The sequence below is a fragment of the Caballeronia calidae genome (assembly GCF_900044055.2).
Taxonomy (GTDB): Bacteria; Pseudomonadota; Gammaproteobacteria; order Burkholderiales; family Burkholderiaceae; genus Caballeronia; species Caballeronia calidae.
The window spans coordinates 85,678-110,773 of the sequence record NZ_FCOX02000020.1; the positions used below are offsets into that span (position 1 = coordinate 85,678).

The following is a 25,096-nucleotide window of genomic DNA, read 5'->3' on the forward strand; positions in this document are numbered from 1 at the left end:
CAAACGGACCTCACCTCACGAGGGAAAGGCTTGAAAGGCTATCTGGCCGTGCTTGCGGGCGCTGCCGACTCGGCCTCGAGCGCCGCTTCAACCCAAACGACGTGTCCGGCGCGCGTGCTGTTGAACCTGGCGTGCTTGCCTGAAAAGCGGCGATTCAAAACGTTTGGGCTGGCAGCGTGGCGTGCCAGGCAACAGTCACGCTTCGTCGGTACCGCTGTATTTGATATTCGTATTTCCGCATCAAGTGATCAGCTCAAAGAAAGCGAGCAGGCGTTGGATCCGAGGGTGATCTCTCGATTAATGCGTCGAGACGGTCTCGCGGACTCAGACCGTATCATATGCGGACTGAGCGCTCCCTTGTGGAGCAAGCATACAAGCGCCGCCGGTTGATCGGCGAAGAGCGACGTCTTACGGTGTATTCTTGCCCGCTGAAGATTGCGCTGCCATACCCTCGCGCCGTTCGTAGGCCACTTTAACCATACCGAAGCTCGTTAATGGATCAATCGAAGACTCACTCGGCAAACCCGGACGTACTGGTTATCGGGGGTGGGCCGGCGGGCGCGACGGCAGCGGCATTGCTGGCGATGAAAGGCCGTCACGTGGTACTCGTCGAAAAGGATGCGCATCCGCGGTTTCACATCGGTGAGAGCCTGTTGCCGCGCAATCTCGATATCTTCGAGCGGCTCGGCGTACTCGATCAGGTTCGGGGGATCGGCGTGCATAAGCCCGGCGCTGAATTCGTATCGGACCGTACCGGTCGGAGCTGCGCCTTTCCCTTCGCCAATGCACTCGATCGCGATCGTACCCATGCCTGGCAAGTGCGCCGCGCGGACCTTGATGCGTTGTTATTCCGGAATGCCGGCAGGCACGGCGCCGAATGTTTCGAGCGAACTCGCGTCACCGACGTTCGGCCAGGGCACGACGGAGCGCGCCACGTGGTTTCGGCGCAGGACGAATCAGGGGCGACCCTGGAATGGCAACCCCGTTACCTGCTCGACGCATCGGGCCGCGATACGTTTCTCGCGTCGCGGATGAAGGTCAAGACCTCGAACAAGTACAACAATACGGCGGCCGTTTATGCGCACTTCAAAGGAGTGACGCGGCGCGCCGGCGAGCTCTCCGGATACATCAGCATTCACCTTGCCGAGGACGGATGGTTCTGGCTGATTCCGCTGCCCGACGACACCATGAGCGTCGGCTTCGTCGGGAACCAGTCGGCCTGGAAGGGGCGCACCGGTACGCCAACTGATCTGTTGATGTCGCGGATCGCTTCGAGCCCGACCGTTTCAGCACGTACGCAGGGTGCCGAGCGCGTATCGGACATCTACAGCACCGCAAACTATAGCTATCGGGCGCATGTGGGCAATGGCGATGGCTTCCTGATGATTGGGGACGCCTACGGGTTCGTCGATCCGATGTTTTCGACCGGTGTGCTCATGGCGATGACGGGCGGCGAACTTGGTGCGAGGACCGCCGACGTCTGGCTCGACGATCCTGTACGAGGAAAGAAGATGGCGGACGCGGCCAACCTTGAACTGTCCGAGGCAATGGATCGGATCAGTTGGCTGATTTATCGTGTGAACGACCCGGTCATGCGCACCCTGTTCATGGGCCCCTCCAATCGGCTTTGGATGCGCGACGGCATCGTGAATTTGCTCGCGGGCAACCTGCGTGGCAGCTGGCGCGCTACTTTGCCGGTGTTGTGTTTTAAGGGCGTTTACCACGTGCTCTCGGCCCTGCACCGCCGCGGTGTTGCCATTTCTCTGCCGGAGATGCAAGTGCCACCTGTGTGATTCCGCTTGATGATCAACTTCTGATCTGGCTATAGCCTTGGCGGCCATCTTCGGCAGCTGGCCACGAAAGGGGCGCACGGCCGAGGTAACCGAAAGGCAACGGTCACGACGTCCTGGCTCGCGGCGTCAACGCACGAACGACAAAACGTTTCCTATGGCAGCGTGTCATGGAGAGACTGCAGCACATCGGCGTTGAATTGGTCGTGGAACGTCGCCCGGTCGAAGCCCGGACGACTGTTGCAGATCTCCGGCCGCATCCGCGAAAGACGCGCATCGCAGGGTGGCAGGAAGTCGAAGTGGCCTGCGTTGGCAACCACGTGATAGCCGGGCGCGCGGGGCAAGTCGTCGCGTACCGGCTCATCATAGTAGGGATGCGGTTGATGACGATCGTCGGCAGCGCTCCAGATTTGGACCGCGGTTCGAACGCTGCTTAGTCCTGCGCGACCGAAAGCAAACCCGAACGACGGCGCAGCGATGACGACTGCCCTGATGCGCGAATCGTGGATCCAGGCGCTGGCGGGAACATTCGAGCCGAAATGGCGCTCGACACCGGCATGCTGCAGGGCATCGCACAGATCATGATCCGCATGGACATCGCAAAACGGGGCGATTTTCGAAAGGTCCGGGACACCACCTGCGGCCACGAGCACGGTGAAGCCACCGTTGGAAAAGCCAAACGCGCCGATGCGGGCCGCATCGAGCCGCCTGTGCCAACGCCACTCGTCGAGCATGTAGCTAATCAGCCGGTGAAGCTGCTCGGGACGGCGCCAGAGTTGCAAGACTCGACTCTGGTCGTCGAAAGTGTCGCCGGCGTGACTGACCGCTGCCGCGACGAAGCCCGCGTGAGCCAGGGCGAGAGCCGTGTCGTAGTGACTGCCATACCAGCCTCCGCCGCCGTGCGACATTACCACCAGTGGCAGACGGCTGCCAGCGATCGGAGCTTCCGGCGCTACAGTCTGCGTGAAATCGCCCAGGGAGTGCGACGTCCCCTGCGCATTCGTCGGATACCAGATGCCGGCAGTGAGCGGCGGCTCGGCACCATTCGTTATCTTGACCTCCTCGAAGCCGACATCGGCTGCGAGGCCGGGCACGGCAACCGAGCCCAACAGGGCAATGAAAATGGTCATCAACCTCACAGTGGGCTCCGTTGTTGTCGTCCCTCAGGGCGAACTGCGCTGACCAGGCGCGGCGCACCGAGCAGACACTTGGGTCTGGCGCATCGGTCGCGTTGATCGCCTGTAAGAAGGAGAACCAACCCCCGAAAGTCCACCCTGGATGGTACAGATGCTGCCGAGTGTCTGAATTTTAGTAGTCGGGTGACGGCTGGGGTCGGCCTCGACCTGCCGCCTCGGGCTGCGATCGGCCCAATAGCGGCCTTATGCCGCCCACAAGGCAACCGGTAGATCTTGGTTCGCTTCCGTCATTCAATAGTCGATTTCGACAGACTGCGCCTACTTGCGCTGCGCGACCCATAAGATCTTGTGCTGCAGATGTCCCTTAGGCTCACCCTCGGATAGCACTTCGCTCCAACCAGGCTACAGCTGCACGATTCGTCTGCGGAACTCGTCTGGCGTCGCCCCCATCAACCGGTGGAACATCGCGATGAAAGCGGACGAAGTGCTGTAGCCCAACTCCAACGCGACCGTCTGCACCGCTAGCCCGTCCTCCAGCATCGAAAGCGCCCGCACCAGCCGCGACGAACCGTTCGAGCCAGTGGGCAATCTGCTTCTGGACGGGCTCCTCGGGGCGGATCTGCGATTCGTTGGCAATGCCAGTTGGGCCGCACTCGCTCAGCACGCCAAGGCGGTCGTGACGGAACTCGAGAATGCGGGGGAGAGTGTCTATCGGCTTCCCATTGGCTGTGCGTCGGAGAGAAGCTCCTTGGGCTTTGCCCTCGCGTATGCCGAGCTTCGCGCGCAAATGGCCGAGCACGGGCGTGAGGTCGTCACCATCGTGCATGCGAGTTCATCTGGCGGCACCCACTCGGGACTGGTGCTCGGCAACGCGCTTCACGGGTCCCGGAGTGCGATCCGAGGCATCGTCGTCGCCGGGGAGGTGTTTCGGAACAGAACGACGGAACGTTCGTATTGCTCACCCCCTCAACCGGCCACCAGCGAATGCGTTCACCCCTGAGGGTCTCCTGACGCTTCGCGAGACCTTCCGTCAAATAGATGCTGACAAGCGGATTCGGGCAGACGTTTATCACCGGTCCGGGGCCAAAGTTTTTCAGCGCCGGGGCTGACGCAAACACGTTCGCCTCAGGCGAGCGAGATGTAGCGCGGCATGCCGCTTCCAGATTCGGAAGTGCTTTCGAAGCCGTGCAAAATTCGAGAGCCGTGGTTATTGCCGCCGTCAACGGCTACGCCATGGGTGGCAGTCTCGAATGCGCGTTGTCCGCCGACATTCCTGTCACCGAGAAGCAGGCACGCGTCGCACTGCCAGAAGCAACGATTGGTCTTTTGCCGTCAGGTTGCGGAACGCAAACGCTCCCGTGGCTCGTCGGCGAAGGTTGGAAAGCGAATGATTCTTACCGGCGAACAGGTCGATGCCGATACCGCCCAACGGATTGGGCTAGTCGAAGAAGTTGTCGAGAAAGGTGCCGCGGTCGAGGTCGCGCTTCAGATGGCGTCACGCGTAACCAAGTTAAGCCCCCAGATTGTAGCTGCAAGCAAGTCGTTGATTCACCTTGCACGACAAGGTGTTCCGCGTCATGCGGCCCTGGCGCTAGAACGCGAGCGGTTCGTTGAGCTTCTCGAACACCAAAATCGGCGCGAAGGGGCGAATGCGTTTCTTCAAAAACGCGAACCGCAGTGGTCAGCAGACTGGTTTCCGCAGCCTACTATATCGAAGCCGCCCACTACCAGGGTTAGTGAAGCAGATGCGAAGAAGCCCGCACGCAGCGGGCTTTGGGACAACATGAAGAGTGAGCGTTAGGCAGCTGCGTCTTTCAGCTTCTTGAGCGCACGAACTTTCAACTTCACCGACGCCGGTTTCGCATCAAACCAGCGCTCCTGACCCGTGAACGGGTCCTTGCCGAAGCGACGCTTCTTTGCTTCCACTTTTTGCGCGTTGATTTTGAGCAAGCCGGACAGCGTGAACTCGCCCAAGCCCTTCTTGTTCACAGCACCCAGAATCGTGTCCTCGAGCGCTGCCAGCACAGCCTTCGCTTGCTTCGGCTCGACGCCGGCTTGCGTAGCCACATGAGTAACGAGCGACGCCTTGGTGAACGTATCTTTCACCGGCTTAAGCGTTGCGCCAGTTGCAGCCTTTTTAGCTGGTGCGGTCTTGGTTGCAGCAATCTTCTTGGGTGCGGCGGGCTTCTTCGCAGCCACAGCCTTCTTCGCGGCTACGGCCTTCTTAACCGGTGCAGCAGTCTTCTTCGGTGCAGCAGTTTTCTTCGTTGCCATTGAGGCTCTCCTGAGAAATGAAACGCTGCTTAAGACGAAGCACCCCGGAGCATCAAGCGCTCGGCACATGCGCCGTCCTAAGCTGCCGGCAAGCGTAGCAACGGTTACTGCAATGCGCAATCGGAAGAGGGCTTAAAACAAGGGACTTCTCGCATTTTTCTCTCAAAAACAACCCCGAGACCTCAGTTCCCCTAGAAAAGCGCGCAAGCGACGGGCTTTTTGAGGGGTTGAATCTAAGGCTACTTGTCATGCACGCGCGGGAGTCGCTCTGTTCTATGTGGCGGACGGCATTGCTTAACGGAGGTTGTCCGATCGGCCCGTTCCGTGTTTGGATTGCTGGTTGCCAGACAAGAACGCTCAACTCACTTTGCTCGGCAAGCCAAGGGACAGGGATGCCCGGCGCTGCACGGTGAGTGCGACAAGTCCCCACGCGCATATTTCTCCGCCAGCTTGGCTAATACGATAGTGGCGGTCGCGAGAGAGTATAAGAAGACCGAGACTACCTACAGGAACATCGATGACGAACAGAGGGAACGATTCAAGGTCCGCCAGATCGCCAGGTGAGTCTGCCTTGAGGGCCGACGGGCAGCGCGCTTCGCGCCGTCGGACTTTCATTGGCTTGATTGCCCTCGTCCTGATCGCGGCGCTTGCGCTTGTGACCTACAAACATGTCCTTGAAACCAGTCTCGGTCAATTGAGCCGAACAAGCCGTCAGCGGTTGGACTTCCTGACAGCCGTGACTGGCCAGACACTCGAGAAGTACGAGTCGATGCCGTACGTATTAAGTCAGCAAGGAAGCTTGATCGACCTCCTCGAGCATCCGGAGGACGGCCGGCGGGCACAGTCGGTCAACGACTACCTGAAGCGAGTTCAGGAAAAGACAAAGCCTTTAGTGGTGTACCTTCTCGACCACCGAGGCCGGGCGCTGGCGTCGAGCAATTCCAGCGAGCCACGCAGCTTCGTCGGGAACGACTATTCTTTCCGCCCCTATTTTATAGGCGCAATGCAAGGCCGGGCAGGGCGCTTCTATGGAGTGGGCACGACCACCACCGAGCCGGGCTACTTCCTGTCCTACCCGCTCTACAAGCAAGACGCCGATCCGTCTCAAAAGCGCGAAGCTGCGCCAGTACCGATCGGCGTTGTGGTCGTCAAGATCAGCTTGGGCGACCTGGAGCGAGCGTGGAGCGATGGGCCCGACGAGGTCGCGCTGGCCGACGCCGACGGCGTTGTATTTCTCAGCAGCAACAGCATGTGGCGATATCGCACGCTCGGCCCCCTCGCGCCCGATGTTCAGAAAACTCTCCTTCAGACGCGTCAGTACGGCGACGCTGCCCTCGCGAGACTGCCCATGCGTGCGTCGCAGCCGCTCTGGGGCAGTGCAGTTCCGTCGGCTGCGCACACAGGCCTGGTATACGTTGCCGGCAACAGCGGGACGTCACCTTTGTTGATGCAGACCAGCGAGGTGGGCCCATTGTCCTGGAAGCTCCTGACCTTCAGCAACACGGAGGCGACGTTTGCCGGAGCCCGTAACGTTGCCATCGCGACAGGCTCGGCCTCGGCGCTCGTTGCGCTGCTGACCTACACACTTTGGCTGCGGCGCAGGCGGCTGCTGGAGCGACAAGCTGCAAGGGTCCAACTGCAGCGCATCAACGACGAGCTCGAAATGCGCATTGCCGATCGCACACAGGTGCTGGTCGACGCTAATGCCAATATGGAACGCAAACTGAGCGAACTGAGCGAGGCAGAGGGCATGCTACGCGCGACGCAGGATCAGGCCATCCAGGCTGGCAAACTGGCCGTCCTCGGACAAATGTCGGCGGGCATCGCGCATGAAATCGCGCAGCCACTAACCGCCATGCGGATCCTGTCGGAGAACGCGCACAAGCTGTTGAGCGCCCAGGAGCTCGGCGAGGCCGCTGATAATATGATCGAGATCGGCAGCCTGTGCCGCAAGGCCGGTTCCATCGTTGGCCAGCTTAAGGGATTTGCGCAGAAAAGTACGGAAGCATTCGAGCCGGTGCTCGTCGAACGCGTTGTTGCTGACGCGGTCGCCCTCGTGCGGCGTGAAGGAGAGAACGCGGGCATCGAGTTTGACGTCCTGCCACCGGTTCGTCCCATCTGGGTGCTCGGAAACGACGTCCGTCTCGAGCAGGTGCTGATCAATCTATTGAGGAACGCCTTTGACGCCATGAAGGACTCGCCGCGCAAGCGCATCTGTGTCCGCTTCACGCTGGACGCGCGGCACGTCCTTCTACGCGTCCGTGACACAGGCACTGGAATAGCCACGCCCGTGCTCAATCGGCTTTTTGAGCCGTTTTTCTCGACTAAAGCGCCCGGCGCAGGGCTCGGCCTGGGATTGGCGATCTCGGCAGCGATCGTTCAGGGGATGCGTGGAGAGCTGCGGGCGGAAAACCATAGCGAAGGAGGTGCGGTGTTCACATTGATCTTGCCGTTGGCCCCGAGTGATCGGGACGAGGAGACGACCTGATGGAGCTCAAAGTGCTTTTGGTTGAGGACGACCCCTCCGTCAGCCGTGCTGTGGCGCAGGCCTTCCGGCTGGAGCAGATTCCGCTGGACGTCTGCACGTCGGTTGAAGAAGCGGTCCCTCGCATCAGTGATCCGGAAATTGGGGCCATCGTGTCGGACGTACGGCTGCCTGGCCAGGACGGGTTCGCGATGCTGGCCGCGGTGCGCCAGCACGACGTCGAACTACCGATAGTCCTGGTGACCGGTTTTGCAGACGTTGCCCTTGTTGTCCAGGCGATACGGGAAGGTGCATACGATTTCATCGAGAAGCCGTTTTCCGCCGATCGGCTTATTGAGGTCGTGCGACGGGCACTCGAAAAGCGGCATCTGGTTCTGGAAAATCGCCGGCTGCGCGACGCGCTACGACAAGAAGAAGGGAGCCTGCTCTTAGGCCACTCGGCTGCGATTGAGCGCGCGCGGAGACGGGTGGCAGCCTTGGCGGACGTTGACGTCGACGTCCTGATCAACGGCGAGACCGGCACTGGGAAGGAGGTCGTCGCGCGAGCCCTTCACGACTCCAGTCAACGAAAGGGCCCATTCGTCGCGATAAATTGCGGCGCCATTCCCGAAACAGTATTTGATAGCGAGGTTTTCGGCCACGAGGCCGGCTCGTTCACCGGCGCTCAGAAACGCCGCATCGGCAAGATCGAGCACGCCCACCAAGGCACGCTTTTTTTGGATGAGATCGAGGCCATGCCGCTGGCCATGCAGGTGAAGTTTCTCCGCGTCTTGCAAGAGAGGGAAGTCGAGCGCCTTGGCAGCAACGAACCCGTCCCCGTAACATTCCGCGTTGTCGCGGCCACCAAGGAGTCCCTGCGCAAGTTGAGCGACGAAGGAAAGTTCCGAAGCGACCTTTACTACCGGCTCAATGTCGTCACTATCGACCTACCGGCGTTGCGTGATCGGAAAGAGGACATCCCCCTGTTGTTACAGCATTTCACGCGAATCGCTAGCGCGCGGTTCGGTCTTGATCAACCCGTGTGGACCCCGGGGCAGTTGCGAAAGTGGATGGAGGCCGAATGGCGCGGTAACGTGCGGGAATTGCGCAATTTCGCCGATCGACTGGTGCTTGATATTGCAGAGGACGCTGAAGAAGCAATCGACGCGATAGAAGAGACTGAGCCCACAGCCGGCGGCGCAAGTCTGCCAGCTCAGGTCGATGCGTTCGAGCGCCAACTGATCGAAGCCGCACTCAGACAGAATCAGGGCGTCGTGTCGAAGACCGCGGAGGCCTTGCAGTTGTCGCGCAGAACTTTGTACGACAAGCTGCGCAAACACCGCATTGAGTCAGCGAAAGAATAGTTGGGAGGCAATTATGCGGCATGGCGGCCCCTGCCGCTCAGCATCAAAAATAATGTCCCGCCGCTCCTTTACCAGCGCAGTCGCACCTCTGGACGTTGCCCGCCACAAGCTGAGGTCAATGGTGATCGCTATCGTCAACTTCGGCGATCCAGCCATGTATCGAGTCCCTCGACCTCTCCCGGCTGCTTGACGACACGCGGACGGCTCAGACACGTGCCGTCCTCATCGTGTTGGGAGTCGGGCGCCACCGGATCATCGTCGATCTTTCTCCTTGCAAGAGTCCGGCGTCTCCGCAGCCCCGTCGGGCCGCAGCGCAACGATGCGTGTCTTCAGGCAGCGGGAGCCCGTTCTGGTGTGCCTTTAGCCCTCGCTTATGCGCGCGCTAGAAATCAAGGGGTGTGCGGAAGTCCGCACACCCCACGTTGGCGCGTGCGGACTTCCACACATTTTAGGATCCGGCTGAGCGGATTTCTGCGCGCCTCGCGGGTTCGAGACAGGCTGACTTCCCGTGAATTTTCGTCTGCGACCGCGAGAAACGCGTCATTGAGGCCGAACTGAGCAACGGCCAGTGGGCACCACTCCAATAGATTCGTGGTTTTCCCTTACTTGGTGAACAACTGGCACCGCTCCTGCATTGTCATCGGCCGAGTTGCATTTCAATCGTTGCCTTGACCCACGCTGAAAGGCGCATTGCAACCAGATCCAGTCGATACAAGGCTTACCGGAGACACCATGAATTCAATAGCATCACCAACTAATGAAGCTGATTTCGTCACAGGTCGGGGCAGCCGCGCCCAGCGTATAAAGGCGATCGTCGGCGCATCATCGGGCAATCTGGTTGAGTGGTACGACTTTTACGCCTACGCGTTCACCTCGATCTACTTTGCCGCTGCGTTTTTTCCAGCCGGCGATCGGACTAGCCAATTGATGGCCACAGCGGGAATTTTCGCGGTGGGATTCTTCATGCGGCCGCTCGGGGGCTGGCTGTTCGGCTGGATCGCCGATCGACATGGACGCAAGAACTCAATGCTGATTTCAGTGCTGATGATGTGCGGTGGGTCCCTCATGATCGCTTTGCTTCCTACCTACGCGACGATTGGCGCTTGGGCACCCGCACTCCTTCTAGTGGCCCGATTGGTGCAAGGCTTGTCGGTCGGCGGTGAATACGGCACCGCGGCGACTTACATGAGCGAAGTCGCCGGCAAAGGGAAGCGAGGCTTCTACTCGTCGTTCCAGTACGTAACCCTCATTGGTGGACAACTGCTTGCGTTGCTGGTTCTCGTGCTCCTGCAGGCGCTGCTGTCAGCGGACGATATCAAGGATTGGGGCTGGCGCATGCCATTCATCATCGGCGCTGCGACAGCAGTAGTAGCAATGTATTTGCGTCGGTCGCTGGTGGAAACCGGCTCGGAAGAGGCGATGCATAGCAAAGAGGCGGGATCGCTCTCCGCGCTGTTGAAGCACAAGCGCTCTGTACTGGTCGTTATGGGCCTGACCATGGGCGGCTCGCTGTACTTCTACACATTCACGACTTACATGCAGAAGTACCTCGTGAATACGGCTCATATGGCGCCCAAGACCGTGAGCATGGTCATGACGGGCGTGCTCGTCGTCTTCATGCTTTTGCAGCCGATATTCGGCGCGCTGTCGGATCGGATTGGCCGCCGTAACAACATGTTGCTTTTTAGCGGGCTCGGCACGCTGGCCTCGGTGCCGTTGCTCTTCTCGCTCGGTCAAGCGTCCAGCCCCTACACGGCCTTCGCCCTCGCGCTTGCGGCGCTGGTCATTGCATCGTTCTACACGTCGATCAGCGGTGTGGTCAAAGCCGAGGTGTTCCCGAGTACGGTGCGTTGCCTGGGCGTTGGCTTCACCTACGCGGTTGGCAATGCACTCTTCGGCGGCACGGCCGAGTACGTTGCCCTGTCGCTCAAGGCGGCGGGTCACGAGGCATGGTTCCCGTGGTACGTCGCCACCTTGGTCGGAGTGGCGTTCGTGGCGTCTTTGATGCTGCCGGACTCCAGAAAGAAGAGTTATCTCGATGGGACCTGGAACGCGTAGCTAACGCCCCAGCCCAGTCATCGTCAGAGTTCTCGTCGCGCGCATTGAGATATGTCCAACCGCACCGATGTGCGACCGGATCGACCTTGCGCACGGTATCTCGCTTATCCCCAATGATCGTGACCAGACGACAAATGGGCAGACAGTGCCTTCCAAGAACTCGCGAATGCGAGCGACTTTGGCTTGAGCGGCACGATCTGGTCCTACAACGCAACCAATGCAAGGGCCGTCGCGCGCGAGATCTGCCACTCAAACGGAGAGGTGACCGGCCGAAGGTTCAGTCCGGTGGAGTATTTGCCAACGGCTTCCTCCGACAAGATCGTGGTCGAATAGGACGATCCCGATCCCATGGAGAAGCTTCCAAAATCTCAACGTTGCTAACCGTTTTTCAAAAAAAGAACTTGTGGAGAAGACAATGACGACTCGTCTATTCAAAGGTCTTGCGATTGCGTTTGCAGGCGCAATTGTGGCGTTTTCGAGTGGGGCGCGTGCAGAGATCACCGTGTTGATGTCGGGAGGCTTCGGCCTCGCGTATCAGGAGGTGCTGCCGGAGTTCGAGCGAACGACAGGAATCAAGATCGTGACAACGACCGGCGCGTCTCAGGGTACGGGCCCGAGCACGATCAAGGCCCAGCTCGAACGCGGCGCACACGCTGATTTGGTGATCCTCTCGAAGGAAGGACTGGACGAGCTGAGCGTGACGGGCCGGATCCTCAGAGGGACGGAAGTTGGGTTAGCGACGACTCCACTTGGTGCCGCGGTCCATGCTGGCAGCCCGAAGCCGGATGTAACTAATGAGGCCGCACTTAGGAAGAGCCTGTTGGAGGCGCGTCTGATCACGATGCCAGGTAGCACCAGTGGCATGTACATCAAAGATACTGTGCTTCAAAAGCTTGGCATCGCCGACAAGGTACGTGTGAGGGTGGTGGCCCGAGGCGTAGAGTCCACCAAAATGTTGGCGGCCGGCGAGTCAGACATGGCCCTTGGGCCGGTGAGCGAACTCGTACACTTGCCTGGTGTCGACTTTGTGGGTGCACTTCCGAACGAATTTCAACTTGTCCAGGAATTTACGGCCGCAATCATCAAAGGTTCAAATCAGGTCGACGACGCGAAACGTTTGATCGCGTTTCTCTCTTCTGGCAAGGCTTCGGCGGCGATCCGGAAGGCAGGCATGGAGCCGGTAGGAAAATAACCGGCAGCGCTACGAGTAAGCTCGGACTCGCCCTCGCTGATGTGCGCCAGTCGTCTCTCCAGGCGATCCCCGACAGCGAGATTGTGAAATTTGTGGCCTTTAACGAGAACGGCAGCAAAATGAACAAACGCGTGACAAACATATTGAGACTTCTACAAACCTTGGCGCTTCTCCTTTTCGCCAGTCATACCTGGGCACAGCCAGTTTCGCCTCAGTTGGTCCGCGAACTTGCACCGGAAGGCACCCTGCGGGCAGCCATCAACTTTGGCAATCCCGTCCTGGCTCAAAGAGACGCTACGACCGGCGAGCCGCGGGGAATCTCGGTTGATCTCTCTCGCGAACTGGCACGGCGCCTGGGAGTGCCTGTCGAGTTGGTTCCGTTCGAGGCAGCCGGTAAGGTCGCAGATGCCGCGAAGGCCGGCAAGTGGGACATCGCGTTCCTGGCCATTGATCCCGGACGCGCGAATGACGTCGCGTTCACCGCGCCATATGTCGTGATCGAAGGAACCTACCTTGTACCGGCGGACTCGCCCCTGCGGACAATCGACGATGTTGACCGAGCGGGCGTGCGCATCGCAGTAGGGAAAGGGAGCGCATACGATCTTTACCTCACGCGGACGATCAAAAATGCGCAACTCGTTCGTGCTCCGACCTCGCCCACGGTGATCGACGTGTTCCGGGATCAGAAACTCGAGGTTGCGGCAGGTGTTCGTCAACAGCTGATTGCCTTTGCTTTCGGCCAGCCCGATCTTAGGGTCATGGACGGTCGGTTCATGGTGATCGAGCAGGCAATAGGAACGCCGAAAGGCCGCCAGAAGGCATTGGAGTTCCTGAAGAGGTTTGTGGAAGACGTCAGGGCCTCCGGGTTCGTGGCGCACGCGCTCGCCCGCAGCAATCAGCGGGATGCATTGGTGGCCGTGCCAGTGGAACACTAAGGCGAACTTTCTGCGGATGCCTGATCGTTACGATCGTAACGGACAGGCATCTGACAGCGCGCTGGGGAGGTCCAATCTCATCTTAGTTTGCCCGTCGGCGGTGTCCTTCCTATCGGTGCAGCCAGCGATAGCGAGTCGAAAAGGTTGCGGTCGAGAGACGTGCGGGCGTCCGCGCGGCGAACTTGTAAACGGCCGAATATGGTCATAGCCCTCCTCAGATCGAGACGGGTCCATGTTACTCGTTGAGCGAAGCTGGTTGCGATGCGCGCTCTTTTGATTAAAGCATTTATCGTAAGAGGCGCATCTGAGCATCGGGCCGCGATCTGCCACGCGACGTAACTCGGGCGATCGTGTGAGATAGTTTCAAGTTCTTTTTCTGTCGATCGAGGGTTTGCGACCGCGAATATCGAGCTTACGCATCGGCGGATGCGTACTCTCGGCCACAAAGAGTCGTTCGTCGGTGTCGTGGACTTGACATTCAGGTGTCGGCTTTCTGTCTGGCTTCGGGCGTTCGCGGACCGATGATGCACGTCGCATCCTCGGCCATACCCAGCGTTCATGTCTTAATGCCTTACGACTCTGTTTGGCAAGAGCCCTCTGTTCCGCAGCCGTCACGTGTAGGCCCACAGCTAAGATTGGCACAGCACGCGCCTTGTCCTTCTTTTTGACCTCTTCTTCGTGTTCGGATAGGTATTTGTAGAAATCGAAGAGATCGTGAACAAGCTTCTGAGGTGGATCTAAACCTGCGACCCCCGCTGCGACGGGCGCCTCGGCGACTGCATTTCCGGAATACATTCCACCGGTGTAGCAAAAACAAACAACAGGAAAATAACCGAGCGCGACCATTCGCCGACAAGCAAGGTCTGACGAATAACGGAAGCGTCCATGTAGAGAACCTCTACGCAATTACTACTTCGCGGCGGACGGGACTGGCTTTCCATATACCTGAAGTTCGTCAATTCGAGGCGCTCCTCCTTGAGAGTCGGTAATGGTGACGCGCACGAACCTTGCAATATTCGGAGAGATTGGAAACTCTCTCATGTCGCTCACGATTTCTCCGGGTCCTGACTGATACACGGTGGTCCAGCTTCCCGGCGAGCCCGATTTCGAGAGGTCGATTGCAAAATTTGTCGGGCGACGATCTCTGTAGAATTGTTGGTATTCGCTTCCAAAGATGATTAGCGAAATTAAGTAATTGTCACCCAGGTCTACCTGCGCCCAGGCGGGCATGGTCTGCGGAATCCAACTGCGACAGTTGTTAAACCAACCGTCGTTCAGAAAGCGGATTTGATGACGTGCCGGATAGCCAGGGATGATCGAAGAAGCGCTAGCCGATGCGGTATCTAGGAGAGCGAGGTTGTAAAGGCCGCGTAGATGCGTCGGCACACGGGCAGGCAATGGGCTGCCCGCGCTGTCACAAGGCGGAGGTGGCGTATCGGCATGCACCCGGAATCGAGACTCAGGAATATCAACCGGAGGAGGCGGGACCGGAGTCGGTAATACCACCAGCGGAAGAGGATTTATCTCTACGCCGTCGCTAGACCCGATGGCGCTTGCATTGACAACTAGCTGCAGTGATTTTGATGGGCGCTTCAGGAGAATGAGCGTTTGGCCAGCAGGTATCTCGTCCGGAAATGCTGTTTTTGAATACTCGAAAGCCGACCACTTCACGTGAAGCGAGCTTGGATTGCTTCCTACCGGTACGTAGTGGGCCAGTATGACGACATCGGTCGCGCTCGCACTCTTAACTGAAAGATGGATACCGGGCAAGGTAGCAGCCAATGTCGCCAAGCAATCTGCGTAGGCGGTCTGACTCGTTTGGTCTATGCCCGTCCACATCACATTGATTGCTTCAGTGTTTGTCAAAGAGGAACCGGACGAATTTTCTCGTGCGTTGGCTCGTTGGTTAAAGTCGCTATAGTTTGCGCCTACCGGTACGCCATAAATGACGGCGGAGCCACCCGCCTTACGCCGAATGTCGCTGTATTCGCTTTCAGATACATGAGTTGCCATGCGAGCGTCGTGAAATCGATCTTCTGTGCGAGCGTAGGTGGAAAGAACAAGCGCTGACTTGCAGTCGTCAACGCCGGCGAGGGCATGAAATGGGAAGCTAGTAACGATGAAGACAAGCCAAAGCAGCGACTTCATCCGCACTGCAAAAGAACCTGCAATCTGCAGAAGACACGCGATCGAAAGCGGCATGGGCTGAGTCTTTTTTGACATCGTAGTCTCCCGGCGAGTTTTCTTTTTGATGCTGCCGATCAAGCATAGGACATTTTTGAACGCCGAGCCAACGTCGTCTTCTACCGCCACAGCCTCAAGCTTTCCTGACAATGGCCGCCGATGAGGGCGACTGCATTGGCACTGTCGACCGACAACCGATGCGTAGCGGAGGAGCCTTCGGTCATCGCGCGACATCGATGAAGTCCTTCTAGAAATCCGAGATGCTTGCGTGGAGGGATCGGCCCTCATTCGGCATACGTACAGATCCTCTTCACTTTTCACAACAGACGACGGCGGCCACAATGTGGAGATCATCGCTCCACGGCTATCATTCATTTCGAGCGTGCCTGCTACGCAGTATCCAAACGGTAGGCGTTGCCGACGGACAGCGACATTGGACCGGCGCGCCGGCGCCTGGGACAGCCAGCCAATGACCGCTGCGCATCTCAACGAGGCGCTGGACTGACGACGTCATGTTCGGCGGCTTAGGGTCGGACGCGGCCGGCTATTTTAGTTGGCACCCGCTCGGGCCGGGGTCCTGCGATCCGACATCAATGAGTTGCACGAGCCCGGTGAATTAGGACGCGTGCGAAAGCCCTATCGCGGGTGGGAAGGCGAGAATCGAATGTCAAAAGAATGTGGCTGACGGTGCCAGCCGCCGGTGGCCGGAATCAGGACAGGCGTTCGCCGGCGGATAGCCTATCCTTATTGACGACAAGTTCTCTACGGCCAAAGAACTTGTGCGTCTCGCGCGCAGTTGCGCCGGAGGATAAGCTTATGTGGCAGCCGGATGGTTGGAGCGAAAGGCGGATCGGCGTTCTCACCCCGCACGCCGATGTGAACCCTGAGTCTGAATTCAATGCAATGGCGCCGGACGGCATTTCGATTCACGCCGCGCGGGTTCCCTTGGCCGCTTATAAGCCCGGCGGCATTATGAACGCGACCATTGCTGATGATCCCGTGCGTGCGTTCGCCGATCCGCCTCTTGTCGATGATGCGGCTGAACTTCTTGCCTCAGCGCCCCTGCATGCAATCGTTTATGCGTTTACTAGCAGCAGCTATGTTCGCGGCCGCGCCGATGACGCCAAGCTAAGACAGCGTCTCGAGACTCGCACACGGGGCATTCCGGTCGTGATTCCCAGCGCAGCGGCGGTCGCGGCCCTGAAACTCCTTGATGCCACGAGGCTCGCGTTAATCAGCCCGCCTTGGTTCTCGGCGGCCATGGACGAGAAGGGGGCCAGATACTTTGAAGATTCCGGGTTCGAGGTCGTTCACAACGGGCCAGCAGGTCTGCCGTCTGACCAGCAAGCAATTCGACCCAGCGAGCTATTTGAATGGGTCCACACCCACACGCCTAAGAGCGCCGACGCTGTCTTTATCGGCGGCAACGGTTTCCGCGCCGTCGGAATAATCAAAGCTCTCGAGGACGCTCTCGGAATTCCGGTGCTTACAGCCAACCAGGCTTCGTTTTGGCAAGCCATTGTGCTCGCGGGCTCACAGGTGGTAATCGCGGCCTACGGCCAGATATTCAGCCACAGACCGCCGAGCGACCGCGCGTAATAGCACGGCAACCCGAAGGCCGTGCTTAGTCAGGATAAAAGCCGGAGCCGACCACGCCGGATACCCCGTCGATCTTCACTGATTTCACATAGGTCCACTTGTGTGAAGGGTTAGACTGCCCGGGTTTCGGAAACATGTAGTCGACCCAGCCTGATCCCTTGGTTGCAGCCGTCTCTATCAGGGCATCGTGAAACAACTTGCCATTCGCGTCCTTTTGTCCGGTGACGACTGTCCCCTCTCTGGCCGGGAACGCAGGATTCAACAGAACTTTTGACGTCATGTCGTAAACGAATAAGTATGTGGTTCCATGAAACCATTCAGAGTCCTTCTTCCGGAACTCTTGAAATGCTGCCGCCCCCCTACTATTAATCAGGTCTGCAGCCTTGTTCACTAGCGCTTCAACATTTTTTGCTTCCTCTGATGGCGGAGGTGACGACTGCGCGAAAATGGACGGGCTAGTGCTGAGCAGATCCAGCAAAAGCAGGCTACTGGCGAAAATCACTGTGCCTCTCATGGGTACCTCCGCGCTGTTGGAATTCGGGATATAGCAAGGCCAAGTGAGAATCGACAATACCGCGAAGCGAGCAGGTAGCAGTCGGTGTCATCGACTCGGTTTCGTAGTACGTCGTCCTGGCAACGCGGTCTCTGGAGTCTCGATTGCTTGCTCAGCGGCTGCTATTACCTATTGGTACTCCATGTGATGCCGCGTGTGTACCACATGCATGGAAGGACACCTTATGAAGTATATGTGCCGGAAGGATTTTTCAAACGAGGGATGCAAGACGCGCGCAACAACGATCAATGTATGAGCCGCTGATTTAATCGATCAAGACTGGTTCAGGGTCTGCCATCGGGAGCCTTTACTTCCAATTTCATTACGTTTTCACGTCGAGAAGCTACAATCAAAGTGAATCCTTCTGTGCGCCGCAGGCGGGCCGCGTCCTGCTTTCGGGAGCGGTCCGCCGCGATCGAGCCGGTTTGAGCTTTCGCTGCGAAAAACGAAGGCGAACATGATCGAGCGATTGTCATGAAGACGAAAAACTCAACGCGTCGCGCGCTGATTCTCAAAGTTGCGTTTGCTGGCCTTTCGGTTTGCGCGGCACAACTTTCCAGCGCGGCAAATCTCACCATCGCTACTCTCAACGGCCCGGCCATGCTGGAACTCAAGAAGCTTTCCGCGAGCTTCGAGAAGGCGAACCCCGATATCAAGCTAAATTGGGTGATCCTTGAGGAAAACGTGCTTCGTCAGCGGGCGACGACCGACATCACCACCAACAGTGGGCAGTTCGACGTAGTTGCAATTGGTACGTACGAAGCGCCGCAGTGGGGCAAGCGCGGCTGGCTGGTGCCGATGTCCAATCTGCCGGCGGATTACGATCTCGATGACGTGGTCAAGACTGCGCGGGACGGGCTTTCCTACGATGGCCAGCTGTACGGGCTGCCGTTCTATGTCGAGAGCTCGATGACCTTTTATCGGAAAGACCTGTTTCAGGCAGCTGGGCTCGATATGCCCGATCAGCCGACTTACGATCAGATCAAGCAATTCGCCGACAGGCTCACCGATAAGGCCAAGGGTCAGTATGGCATCTGTTTGCGCGGGAAGGCAGGGTGGGGTGAAAACATGGCGTACGTGTCGACCGTGGTGAACACTTACGGTGGACGCTGGTTCGATGAGAAATGGAATGCGCAGATTGATACGCCGGAGTGGCGCAAGGCGATCAACTTCTATGCAGACCTGTTGAAGAACGACGGACCGCCCGGAGCGAGCTCGAACGGCTTCAACGAGAACCTGACGCTGATGTCGTCCGGGAAATGCGCGATGTGGATCGATGCGACAGCCGCCGCGGGCACGCTCTACAACAAGTCGCAGTCGCAAGTGGCGGATAAGATTGGCTTCGCTGCGGCGCCGGTCGCGGTGACGCCGAAGGGATCGCACTGGCTGTGGTCGTGGTCGCTCGCGATCCCCAAGACCTCGAAGTCGCAGGATGCCGCAAAGAAGTTTGTTACATGGGCCACGTCGAAACAGTACATCGAGATGGTTGGAAAGGACGAGGGTTGGGCATCCGTTCCGCCGAGCCGGAAGTCGACTTTTGCACGTCCCGAGTACAAGCAGGCCGTTCCGTTCGGAGATTTTGTATTGAAAGCTATCGAATCGGCCGACCCGAACGACCCGTCGCTCAAGAAGGTACCGTACAGCGGGATTCAATTCGTTGGCATCCCCGAGTTCCAGTCTTTCGGAACCGTGGTGGGGCAGGCGATTTCAGGCGTCGTTGCTGGGCAAACTGATGTAGAGGCGGCGCTGAAGGCGGGCAACGCTGCCGCCGATCGTGCCGTGAAGCAGGCGGGTTATCAGAAGTGAGGCACCGAAATTTCCCTTCGCAGCAAACAGGCAGTTCCGTCTCTGGTCAAGGGTACTCCCCAACGCATCGACAGGTGTGACGGTGAGTCGTTGGACCGCTCAGATGGATAGGTCCGCGCATCGATCGTCGTTTGCGAAATGAGTAACGGCTTCCGCAATGACTCTGCGCGCCTCTGCGCTCCGCTGCGTTCACCTGCGGCTGTTCGGGTCGCGAAGCGGCGTTATATCGCTTTTCAAAAGTTAGAGGAGGTTTGGCGATGAATCAGCAGCAAATCCTTCATCCCGTCATTGTCATGTTTATCCTGACCGGCACGGTTTGGCTGTTCATGTACATCAGACGCCTCGCCTATATTCTCGGCAACAAGATTGACGCACAGAGCGTGGCCACGCCCGAGCTTTTGAATTCAAGAATTCCCGCCAATATCAACAGCCCGTCCAACAATCTGAAAAATCTTTTCGAACTTCCGGTACTTTTCTATGCACTTTGTCTCGTTTTGATACTCACTCAAAGGGTCGACGAGGCCTACCTTTACGCCGCCTGGACCTACGTCGGTTTGCGCATCGTTCATAGCGCCATTCATTGCACGGTCAACATCGTCATGTGGAGATTCATCGTCTACGCCTTGTCGAGCCCTGTTCTGTGGCTGATGGTCATCAGGCTCGCACTGCAGATGCGTTAAGACCTAAACAGATACTCCCGCGCGCAATGACAATGCAGCGCAAGACCAACGGCCCGTGCAGCTCGAGGTCACAGAGCCCGCTCGCGCTGCGGTCGCTGCGTAGATCGAGAAGGCCAAGCTGAGGTCCGACGAGTACCTTTTCCAAAGCCGCTTTTCTAGGTCGCCGCATATCTCAACGCGACAAAACGACCGGAAGGGGCATCAATGGGTTCCTGCGATCGGCCTCGATCTGACCGCTCACAGCGCACACTCTTTGCGTCGGACGAAGGCGACTTTGATTTACAAGCGGACGAGGAACCTCGGAGCGATTCAACTTCTGCTTGGTCATAGCACTCGAAAGCACCGTTCGATATCTCGGAATAGAGGTCGACGATGCGCTCGAGATCTCCGATCAAACCGAGATCTAAATATTCGCCGCGACCGCACGACAGGCTGTTTGGCTCTGCAGCCACATTCGCGTTGGGGCACCGCTCCTCTCGGCCAATTTCTGCCCCTCGCCTGATTCGAAGCCCGGCCGCTCGAATGGCCGGTTCAATACCAAGGGGAGTCGAGCCGCCGATGGCGTCGAAATCACCGCGAGCGCAAATGCCGCATGGTGCGTTCATGCGCATTGTTGGAGCGGGCCAGAGAGCAGCCCAAGAGATCAAGAACCGGAAGGACTGCGCAAAGCCTTGAACCGGCGTGGTGCGCGCAATCTGCTGACCGCTCTGGAGTGAAGTGATCAAAGAATTTACGACTATCGTGCTGAACGGCTCGATGGCGCTCGTCGCTTGTGAGACGAAGGTTGGCGTCTTGAACATGCCGCGTGGAAGTCGACATGCGGTCCTCATCCAGAAGTTCGTTTCCGGCTTCGATAAGACGTCGACGGTCGATAACTGCTTGGCCCAATACGTGCCCGTCCATCCGGGCACCCCCAGCCGCGCGGGGAACTCGTTCCAGTGCGGTAACGGCGCACCATTCAAGCGCGCCTGCTGTGCCCACCGCCTATAAAGTCATAGCACGAAAAAACCCGCTTGTGCTGCGCTTTGCTCGCTTCCTCGTGCGAAGCGCAACGTGCGTCAGCGCACATACTGAAATAAAGGTGAAAGGATTGGGTTCTATCGTAAATCCAGATTCGGCGGCCAAGGAACAGAGACAGGCATTTGCTAAATGCCCCTGTCGCTTGCAATACCGCTTTTGCAGGACAGCTCTTTTTTACCCGGAGGTTTTCGATGCATAATCAAACAGACCCGGTCCATCTCGCGAACATGCAACAAGGCGATCTTGGTACCGGCATCTTCCTAATTCCGTGGTGCGATGCCGACGACTATGAATTCGGAGCGGTGCGGAAAGTCTTCAAAGAAAAAATCACATATGCGGAGTGCGTACTGCGCGGGCAGAACGCAGTTGCGTTTAAATGGATTCCACAAACGGTCGCGTCCGCGGCGGAGTTGCGTCAACATGACTGCCATGACGCCCCTTGCGCTAGGAGCTGCAAACAACATGGATGTGCTTGTAACGACCTGACAGGCAGATGCAAATGACTGGCGGGTTAATTTCGACCGGATACATTGTGTTTGTCGGCGCGGCCTACTTTCTTTTGCGCAGACATTACGGGATTGACAGTGACAATTTTGCGAAGATCTTCCCTTCGATTGTTGCCGCGCTCACAAGTTTGCTAGCCGCAGTGATCGCGTACGTGAACGTAAAACGTCAAGCAGAACTTTCTTTGAAGGTGGAACGATATAAGGCTGACCTTTCTAAGGAGGTCGAGGACTCAAAGCTCGAGCTGTCAACCAAGCTGGAACAAGCGAAATTCGTCCTGTCCGGCGATATCGAGGCTCTTAAAGTTCGCCTGACCGAAGAGAGTAACGCATACAGTGAGCTTCTTAAGGCCATGGATATCTTTTACTACGCAATGGCCAAACTTGAAGAGGGAACTTATAAAGCAAAAGAAGCTAAAACACTGGATGACTCGCTAGGCTCATTTTCATATTACTTGTATCGGCTAAACGAGGCGTGCCGGCCCCCTTTTGAGCAGTATTGGGAGCGTCTCCACTTTATACGGGAACGGTGTGAAGATCTTGCGACAGTTGAGGAGAAAAGAGAGCTTTGGCAGTCAACGGTAAGGGAGATCGCTGACTACCACGCTGATTTCGTCGCCGCGTTCAACGAGCATCACCGCGCTGGCCCAGGGTCGTAGTTTGTAACGCATCGAGACGTCCTTGGATTTGCCTACCGACTACGGAACGATCAATTTTCCCATTTCCTCTTTGTCTCCGTCTTTGATGCGTTCTGACGTCGGAAGCAGCCGATGATTCACGCGGCTTCCGCCTGAGCGTTGGCCTTGATTTATTCGCCTACGGCGGCGGCGCGCTTCTGGGCGTCAGCGATGCGCTGCCCTCGTTGCTCGCCTGCGCGAGCTTGTGCGCGGCTTTAGGTTTCGCCTTGCCCTTGTCGGCGGCGGCAAGGCTGTCGACAGTTTTCTTCGTGTGCTCCTCGACGGCGTAAATCCATTCGAATGGAACCCATATGGAGCGAGGCGAAAGAGGATTTGGCGATCAAACGCCGACGATACCGGCGGAAAATCACATGCGCGGCCGTTGCACTCCGTTAAGCGACGCTCGGCATAGAGAACGTCGAACGTCCGAAACGGGTCGATTTCACCCATTGGTAACCGTAGGTGATTGCTGTTTCGTGACTTTGCCCGAAGACCGGGCCGGGACCCTCGGGCTGTCACCGCATTGCATTGCTGGTTCACACTGTTTGCGGAGTCATGAGACGGCGAAACGGCCGGTTTGCGAGATGGAAGTTTATCCGCCGACGTAATCCAAGTAATCGTCGTTGCCACCAACCGCATTAAAAGGCTTCGCAACCGGTGGGCGGCCAGCAAGGGGCGTCAAGTTTAGCGCGCTGAGCGAAGACCCTTTTAGCGACGTCAGGCGCCGAGAACTCTAGATGCTTAACCCCGGACAACCTTTGTCGGTTCCCCCTCAAGATTTCAACGGTAAGTCCGTTCCACTGATCGAGGCCACGAAAGACTATTCGCACATCCTTACCTCGACGGGAAACTTAGAACAGGTTGATTCTGTCATCCATTGAAAAACCACGGTCGTGAGAATAAGCCATTCTCACAAGACTGCCCATGCTTGCACGACGCCATCCATCGAACCACACAAAAACCCGTACGGCGCACCCATCCGCGTAGTTCTGCTCGCCTTGCCGCAGAAAAGGTCAGCATCAGTCATCCACCGGGATCCAGGCGAGGGCCGAGAGTAGAGCTCCCCAAAAACCATCGGCACCCGCCGAGAGAGCCCGAGCCCTCAGGGTTCGGGGCGACCTCTCTCTCCCAACTCGGAACCTCAGGGGCTCAGAACGTGTATCCCACCGACAAGAACGTCACGATCGGATCCAGCTTGAGCTTCGATTCGCTCTTGACCTGCCCAACGGCCGAGTTCGTAGTGAGCGTCGCGCGCGCGGACAGCCACATATACGACACCGAGAACGCTGCCGACCAGTGTTTGCTGAAGTTATACGAAAGCCCGGCGTTCACGACCGGCGCGAACGAACTGCTGATATGCACGCTGGTGGGTCCCGTCAATGCGGTGCCGGTTTGCGGTGAATAGAGGAATGCGCCGTTGGCCATTTGCTGGCTCAGCTTGACGTCTGAATACCACACGTACGAGGCACCCGCGCCGACATAGGGGCGGAACTTGCTCTGGGCATTCAGGAAGTAGTATTTGAGCAGTAGCGTCGGACTCCACTCGCGGGCCGTACCCAGTTCGCCCAATGGCCCGAGCGTGCCTTCGCCGGTGAGATGAAACTTGGGCGGCACGCCGGTCACCGCTTCGACGGCGATGTGATCGGTGACGAAGTACTGCAACGTCAAACCGAACGTGTCCGCATCGCTCACTGACGCGCTCGCGCCTTGTTTCGTGACAGTCTGGCCCAGCGCGGTGACGTTGAACGGGCCGCTCGAATCCTGCGGTGCGAAGTGCAGCCAGCCGGCACTGACCTGGAAATCGCCCGCCGACTGCGCATGTGCGCTCGTCACGCTCGCCATGCTTATTGTTGAAAGGGCGGCGCATGCAATGTATTTCAGCTTCATTTCTTCTCTTCTCGTTTCAGATTCAATCGGTGACAGGCGAGCGCGTCCACATCGCCTCAGTCACCAAGCTCAGGGCGATGAACGCACAACAAAGGAAAGCAATTGGACCGGCAGTCTCTACAGACAGCAGTCGAGACTTACCTTGAAATACTCGTAGCTCATTTCGATGCTGCGCTTCACGGCGTGCACCTCGTCCACGCCGGGGGCATTGCCGAGCAGCGTCGCGACGATCTCGAGCGCTTCCCACGGATGCGCGTCGTCGTAGTGCGCGTGCAGGCTAAGCCAGCGCATGGCCTTGCGGCGCATCGATGTGGGAAAGCTGTTCGCGTAGGTGTCACTGCTGCAAACAAACGTCGACCACTCGCCGGTGACGCCTTCGATCGCGAAATTGGTGGCGGCGATGCTCGCGGCAAGCGAGTCACCGCTGCTACTCTTCCAGCACCAGTGAGAAAGTGCGTAGGCGAGGGACGGGCCACTGCCTTTCATCAAAGCCCGTTTATTGACATCGTGCGCTGCCGCCCAGTCGACCCAATAGTCAGCGTGGTTTTGCTCGACGCGGATATTGCGCGTCAGATAGCGCCGCGCCAGATCCTCGCCGCGCGAATGCCCGTAGCGCAGCTTCTGAAGATTCATAGCCATGTACTGTGGGAATTGCTCGACGACCGGCCAGCCGTTAACGAGAAACGCTTCGGCCTGTTTCGACGTCAGCTTTGCTTCGCGCATCGCGGCAAAGATGGGATGGACGACGACAGTTTGCTTGGTCTCGTTCGTTTCGGTCAGAACATCGCCCAACCAGGCTGGGTAGCTGGCGATGTCCTTTAAGTCGCTGACCCGCTGAAAAGTGGGATCCAACATCTCCTCCTACGTCGTTGCAAGAAATTCAACGTTCTGCGCCCAAAGGGCCGGTCGACCCACATGGAATCCCTGAACGAAATCCACGCCCATCGTGCTCAGCGCGCGCAGGATGGCTTCGT

General features: G+C 58.1%; 21 protein-coding genes and 2 pseudogenes. 14 read left to right on the forward strand and 9 right to left on the reverse strand.

Annotated elements, in window-relative coordinates; all coding sequences use genetic code 11:
- Window positions 1–30: 30 nt before the first annotated feature.
- Window positions 31–390, forward strand: coding sequence for a hypothetical protein (locus AWB78_RS46630; RefSeq protein WP_157697569.1), 360 nt, complete (start codon window positions 31–33; stop codon window positions 388–390).
- A gap of 104 nt (window positions 391–494) precedes the next feature.
- Window positions 495–1,793, forward strand: a complete 1,299-nt coding sequence (locus AWB78_RS19635) for an NAD(P)/FAD-dependent oxidoreductase (protein ID WP_062607240.1) — start codon at window positions 495–497, stop codon at window positions 1,791–1,793.
- Between the two features lie 152 nt (window positions 1,794–1,945).
- Here AWB78_RS19635 and AWB78_RS19640 read toward each other — a convergent pair whose 3' ends face one another.
- Window positions 1,946–2,920, reverse strand: a complete 975-nt coding sequence (locus tag AWB78_RS19640; protein ID WP_062607242.1) for an alpha/beta hydrolase family protein — start codon at window positions 2,918–2,920, stop codon at window positions 1,946–1,948.
- Window positions 2,921–3,328: 408 nt separating this feature from the next.
- Window positions 3,329–3,466, reverse strand: a complete 138-nt coding sequence (locus tag AWB78_RS43595; RefSeq protein WP_198399303.1) for a helix-turn-helix domain-containing protein — start codon at window positions 3,464–3,466, stop codon at window positions 3,329–3,331.
- A 40-nt stretch (window positions 3,467–3,506) separates the two neighbouring features.
- On the opposite strand from AWB78_RS43595, the gene AWB78_RS48355 reads away from it, so the two are divergent.
- Both AWB78_RS48355 and AWB78_RS19650 read left to right on the forward strand, forming a co-directional pair.
- Window positions 3,507–3,926 carry a hypothetical protein gene (locus tag AWB78_RS48355; protein ID WP_232477756.1) on the forward strand — a complete coding sequence of 140 codons (420 nt, stop codon included), beginning with the start codon at window positions 3,507–3,509 and terminating at the stop codon, window positions 3,924–3,926.
- Window positions 3,880–4,727: pseudogene (locus AWB78_RS19650) on the forward strand (enoyl-CoA hydratase). The gene AWB78_RS48355 and the pseudogene AWB78_RS19650 overlap by 47 nt, the downstream one beginning before the upstream one ends.
- On the opposite strand, the gene AWB78_RS19655 reads toward AWB78_RS19650, so the two are convergent.
- A complete protein-coding gene (locus tag AWB78_RS19655; protein ID WP_062607243.1) occupies window positions 4,724–5,200 on the reverse strand; it encodes an HU family DNA-binding protein in 477 nt (158 codons plus the stop codon). The pseudogene AWB78_RS19650 and the gene AWB78_RS19655 sit on opposite strands and share 4 nt — an antisense overlap.
- 619 nt (window positions 5,201–5,819) lie before the next feature.
- On the opposite strand from AWB78_RS19655, the gene AWB78_RS19665 reads away from it, so the two are divergent.
- From AWB78_RS19665 to AWB78_RS19685, 5 genes are all read left to right on the forward strand, one after another.
- Complete coding sequence (locus AWB78_RS19665) at window positions 5,820–7,688, forward strand: sensor histidine kinase (protein ID WP_157697570.1); 1,869 nt, start codon at window positions 5,820–5,822, stop codon at window positions 7,686–7,688.
- Window positions 7,688–9,028 (forward strand): sigma-54-dependent transcriptional regulator, encoded by a 1,341-nt coding sequence (locus AWB78_RS19670; RefSeq protein ID WP_062607249.1) that lies wholly within the window; start codon window positions 7,688–7,690, stop codon window positions 9,026–9,028. The genes AWB78_RS19665 and AWB78_RS19670 overlap by 1 nt, the downstream gene beginning before the upstream one ends.
- Window positions 9,029–9,760: 732 nt before the next feature.
- Window positions 9,761–11,086, forward strand: a complete 1,326-nt coding sequence (locus AWB78_RS19675) for an MFS family transporter (RefSeq protein WP_062607251.1) — start codon at window positions 9,761–9,763, stop codon at window positions 11,084–11,086.
- A 415-nt stretch (window positions 11,087–11,501) separates the two neighbouring features.
- Window positions 11,502–12,278, forward strand: a complete 777-nt coding sequence (locus tag AWB78_RS19680) for a molybdate ABC transporter substrate-binding protein (RefSeq protein ID WP_062607253.1) — start codon at window positions 11,502–11,504, stop codon at window positions 12,276–12,278.
- Between the two features lie 119 nt (window positions 12,279–12,397).
- A complete protein-coding gene (locus AWB78_RS19685) occupies window positions 12,398–13,213 on the forward strand; it encodes an ABC transporter substrate-binding protein (RefSeq protein WP_082883348.1) in 816 nt (271 codons plus the stop codon).
- 363 nt (window positions 13,214–13,576) lie between these two features.
- Here the strand turns inward: AWB78_RS19685 and AWB78_RS46635 are convergent, their stop codons facing one another.
- Together AWB78_RS46635 and AWB78_RS45280 are read right to left on the reverse strand one after the other, a co-directional pair.
- Window positions 13,577–14,059, reverse strand: a complete 483-nt coding sequence (locus AWB78_RS46635) for a hypothetical protein (protein WP_157697571.1) — start codon at window positions 14,057–14,059, stop codon at window positions 13,577–13,579.
- A gap of 63 nt (window positions 14,060–14,122) precedes the next feature.
- Window positions 14,123–15,436 carry a discoidin domain-containing protein gene (locus AWB78_RS45280; protein ID WP_157697572.1) on the reverse strand — a complete coding sequence of 438 codons (1,314 nt, stop codon included), beginning with the start codon at window positions 15,434–15,436 and terminating at the stop codon, window positions 14,123–14,125.
- A 777-nt stretch (window positions 15,437–16,213) separates the two neighbouring features.
- On the opposite strand from AWB78_RS45280, the gene AWB78_RS19690 reads away from it, so the two are divergent.
- Window positions 16,214–16,996, forward strand: coding sequence for a maleate cis-trans isomerase family protein (locus tag AWB78_RS19690; protein ID WP_062607255.1), 783 nt, complete (start codon window positions 16,214–16,216; stop codon window positions 16,994–16,996).
- Between the two features lie 25 nt (window positions 16,997–17,021).
- Here AWB78_RS19690 and AWB78_RS19695 read toward each other — a convergent pair whose 3' ends face one another.
- Window positions 17,022–17,510, reverse strand: a complete 489-nt coding sequence (locus AWB78_RS19695; RefSeq protein ID WP_062607257.1) for a cache domain-containing protein — start codon at window positions 17,508–17,510, stop codon at window positions 17,022–17,024.
- A 513-nt stretch (window positions 17,511–18,023) separates the two neighbouring features.
- Here AWB78_RS19695 and AWB78_RS19700 point away from each other — a divergent pair.
- From AWB78_RS19700 to AWB78_RS49730, 3 genes are all read left to right on the forward strand, one after another.
- A complete protein-coding gene (locus AWB78_RS19700; RefSeq protein ID WP_062607258.1) occupies window positions 18,024–19,355 on the forward strand; it encodes an ABC transporter substrate-binding protein in 1,332 nt (443 codons plus the stop codon).
- Window positions 19,356–19,612: 257 nt separating this feature from the next.
- A complete protein-coding gene (locus AWB78_RS19705; protein WP_062607260.1) occupies window positions 19,613–20,035 on the forward strand; it encodes an MAPEG family protein in 423 nt (140 codons plus the stop codon).
- A 169-nt stretch (window positions 20,036–20,204) separates the two neighbouring features.
- On the forward strand, window positions 20,205–20,537 hold the full coding sequence (locus AWB78_RS49730; protein WP_374729479.1) for a site-specific integrase: 333 nt from the start codon (window positions 20,205–20,207) through the stop codon (window positions 20,535–20,537).
- A 340-nt stretch (window positions 20,538–20,877) separates the two neighbouring features.
- Here AWB78_RS49730 and AWB78_RS49325 read toward each other — a convergent pair.
- Window positions 20,878–20,997: pseudogene (locus AWB78_RS49325) on the reverse strand (molybdopterin-dependent oxidoreductase); the annotation flags it as partial.
- A gap of 551 nt (window positions 20,998–21,548) precedes the next feature.
- Between AWB78_RS49325 and AWB78_RS19715 the strand changes: the two are divergent.
- Window positions 21,549–22,217: a hypothetical protein gene (locus AWB78_RS19715; RefSeq protein WP_062607264.1), complete on the forward strand. Its 669-nt coding sequence runs from the start codon at window positions 21,549–21,551 to the stop codon at window positions 22,215–22,217.
- Window positions 22,218–23,384: 1,167 nt separating this feature from the next.
- Here AWB78_RS19715 and AWB78_RS19720 read toward each other — a convergent pair.
- Both AWB78_RS19720 and AWB78_RS19725 read right to left on the reverse strand, forming a co-directional pair.
- Window positions 23,385–24,122, reverse strand: coding sequence for an OmpW/AlkL family protein (locus AWB78_RS19720; protein ID WP_062607265.1), 738 nt, complete (start codon window positions 24,120–24,122; stop codon window positions 23,385–23,387).
- A 117-nt stretch (window positions 24,123–24,239) separates the two neighbouring features.
- A complete protein-coding gene (locus tag AWB78_RS19725) occupies window positions 24,240–24,977 on the reverse strand; it encodes an iron-containing redox enzyme family protein (protein WP_062607267.1) in 738 nt (245 codons plus the stop codon).
- Window positions 24,978–25,096 lie beyond the last annotated feature (119 nt).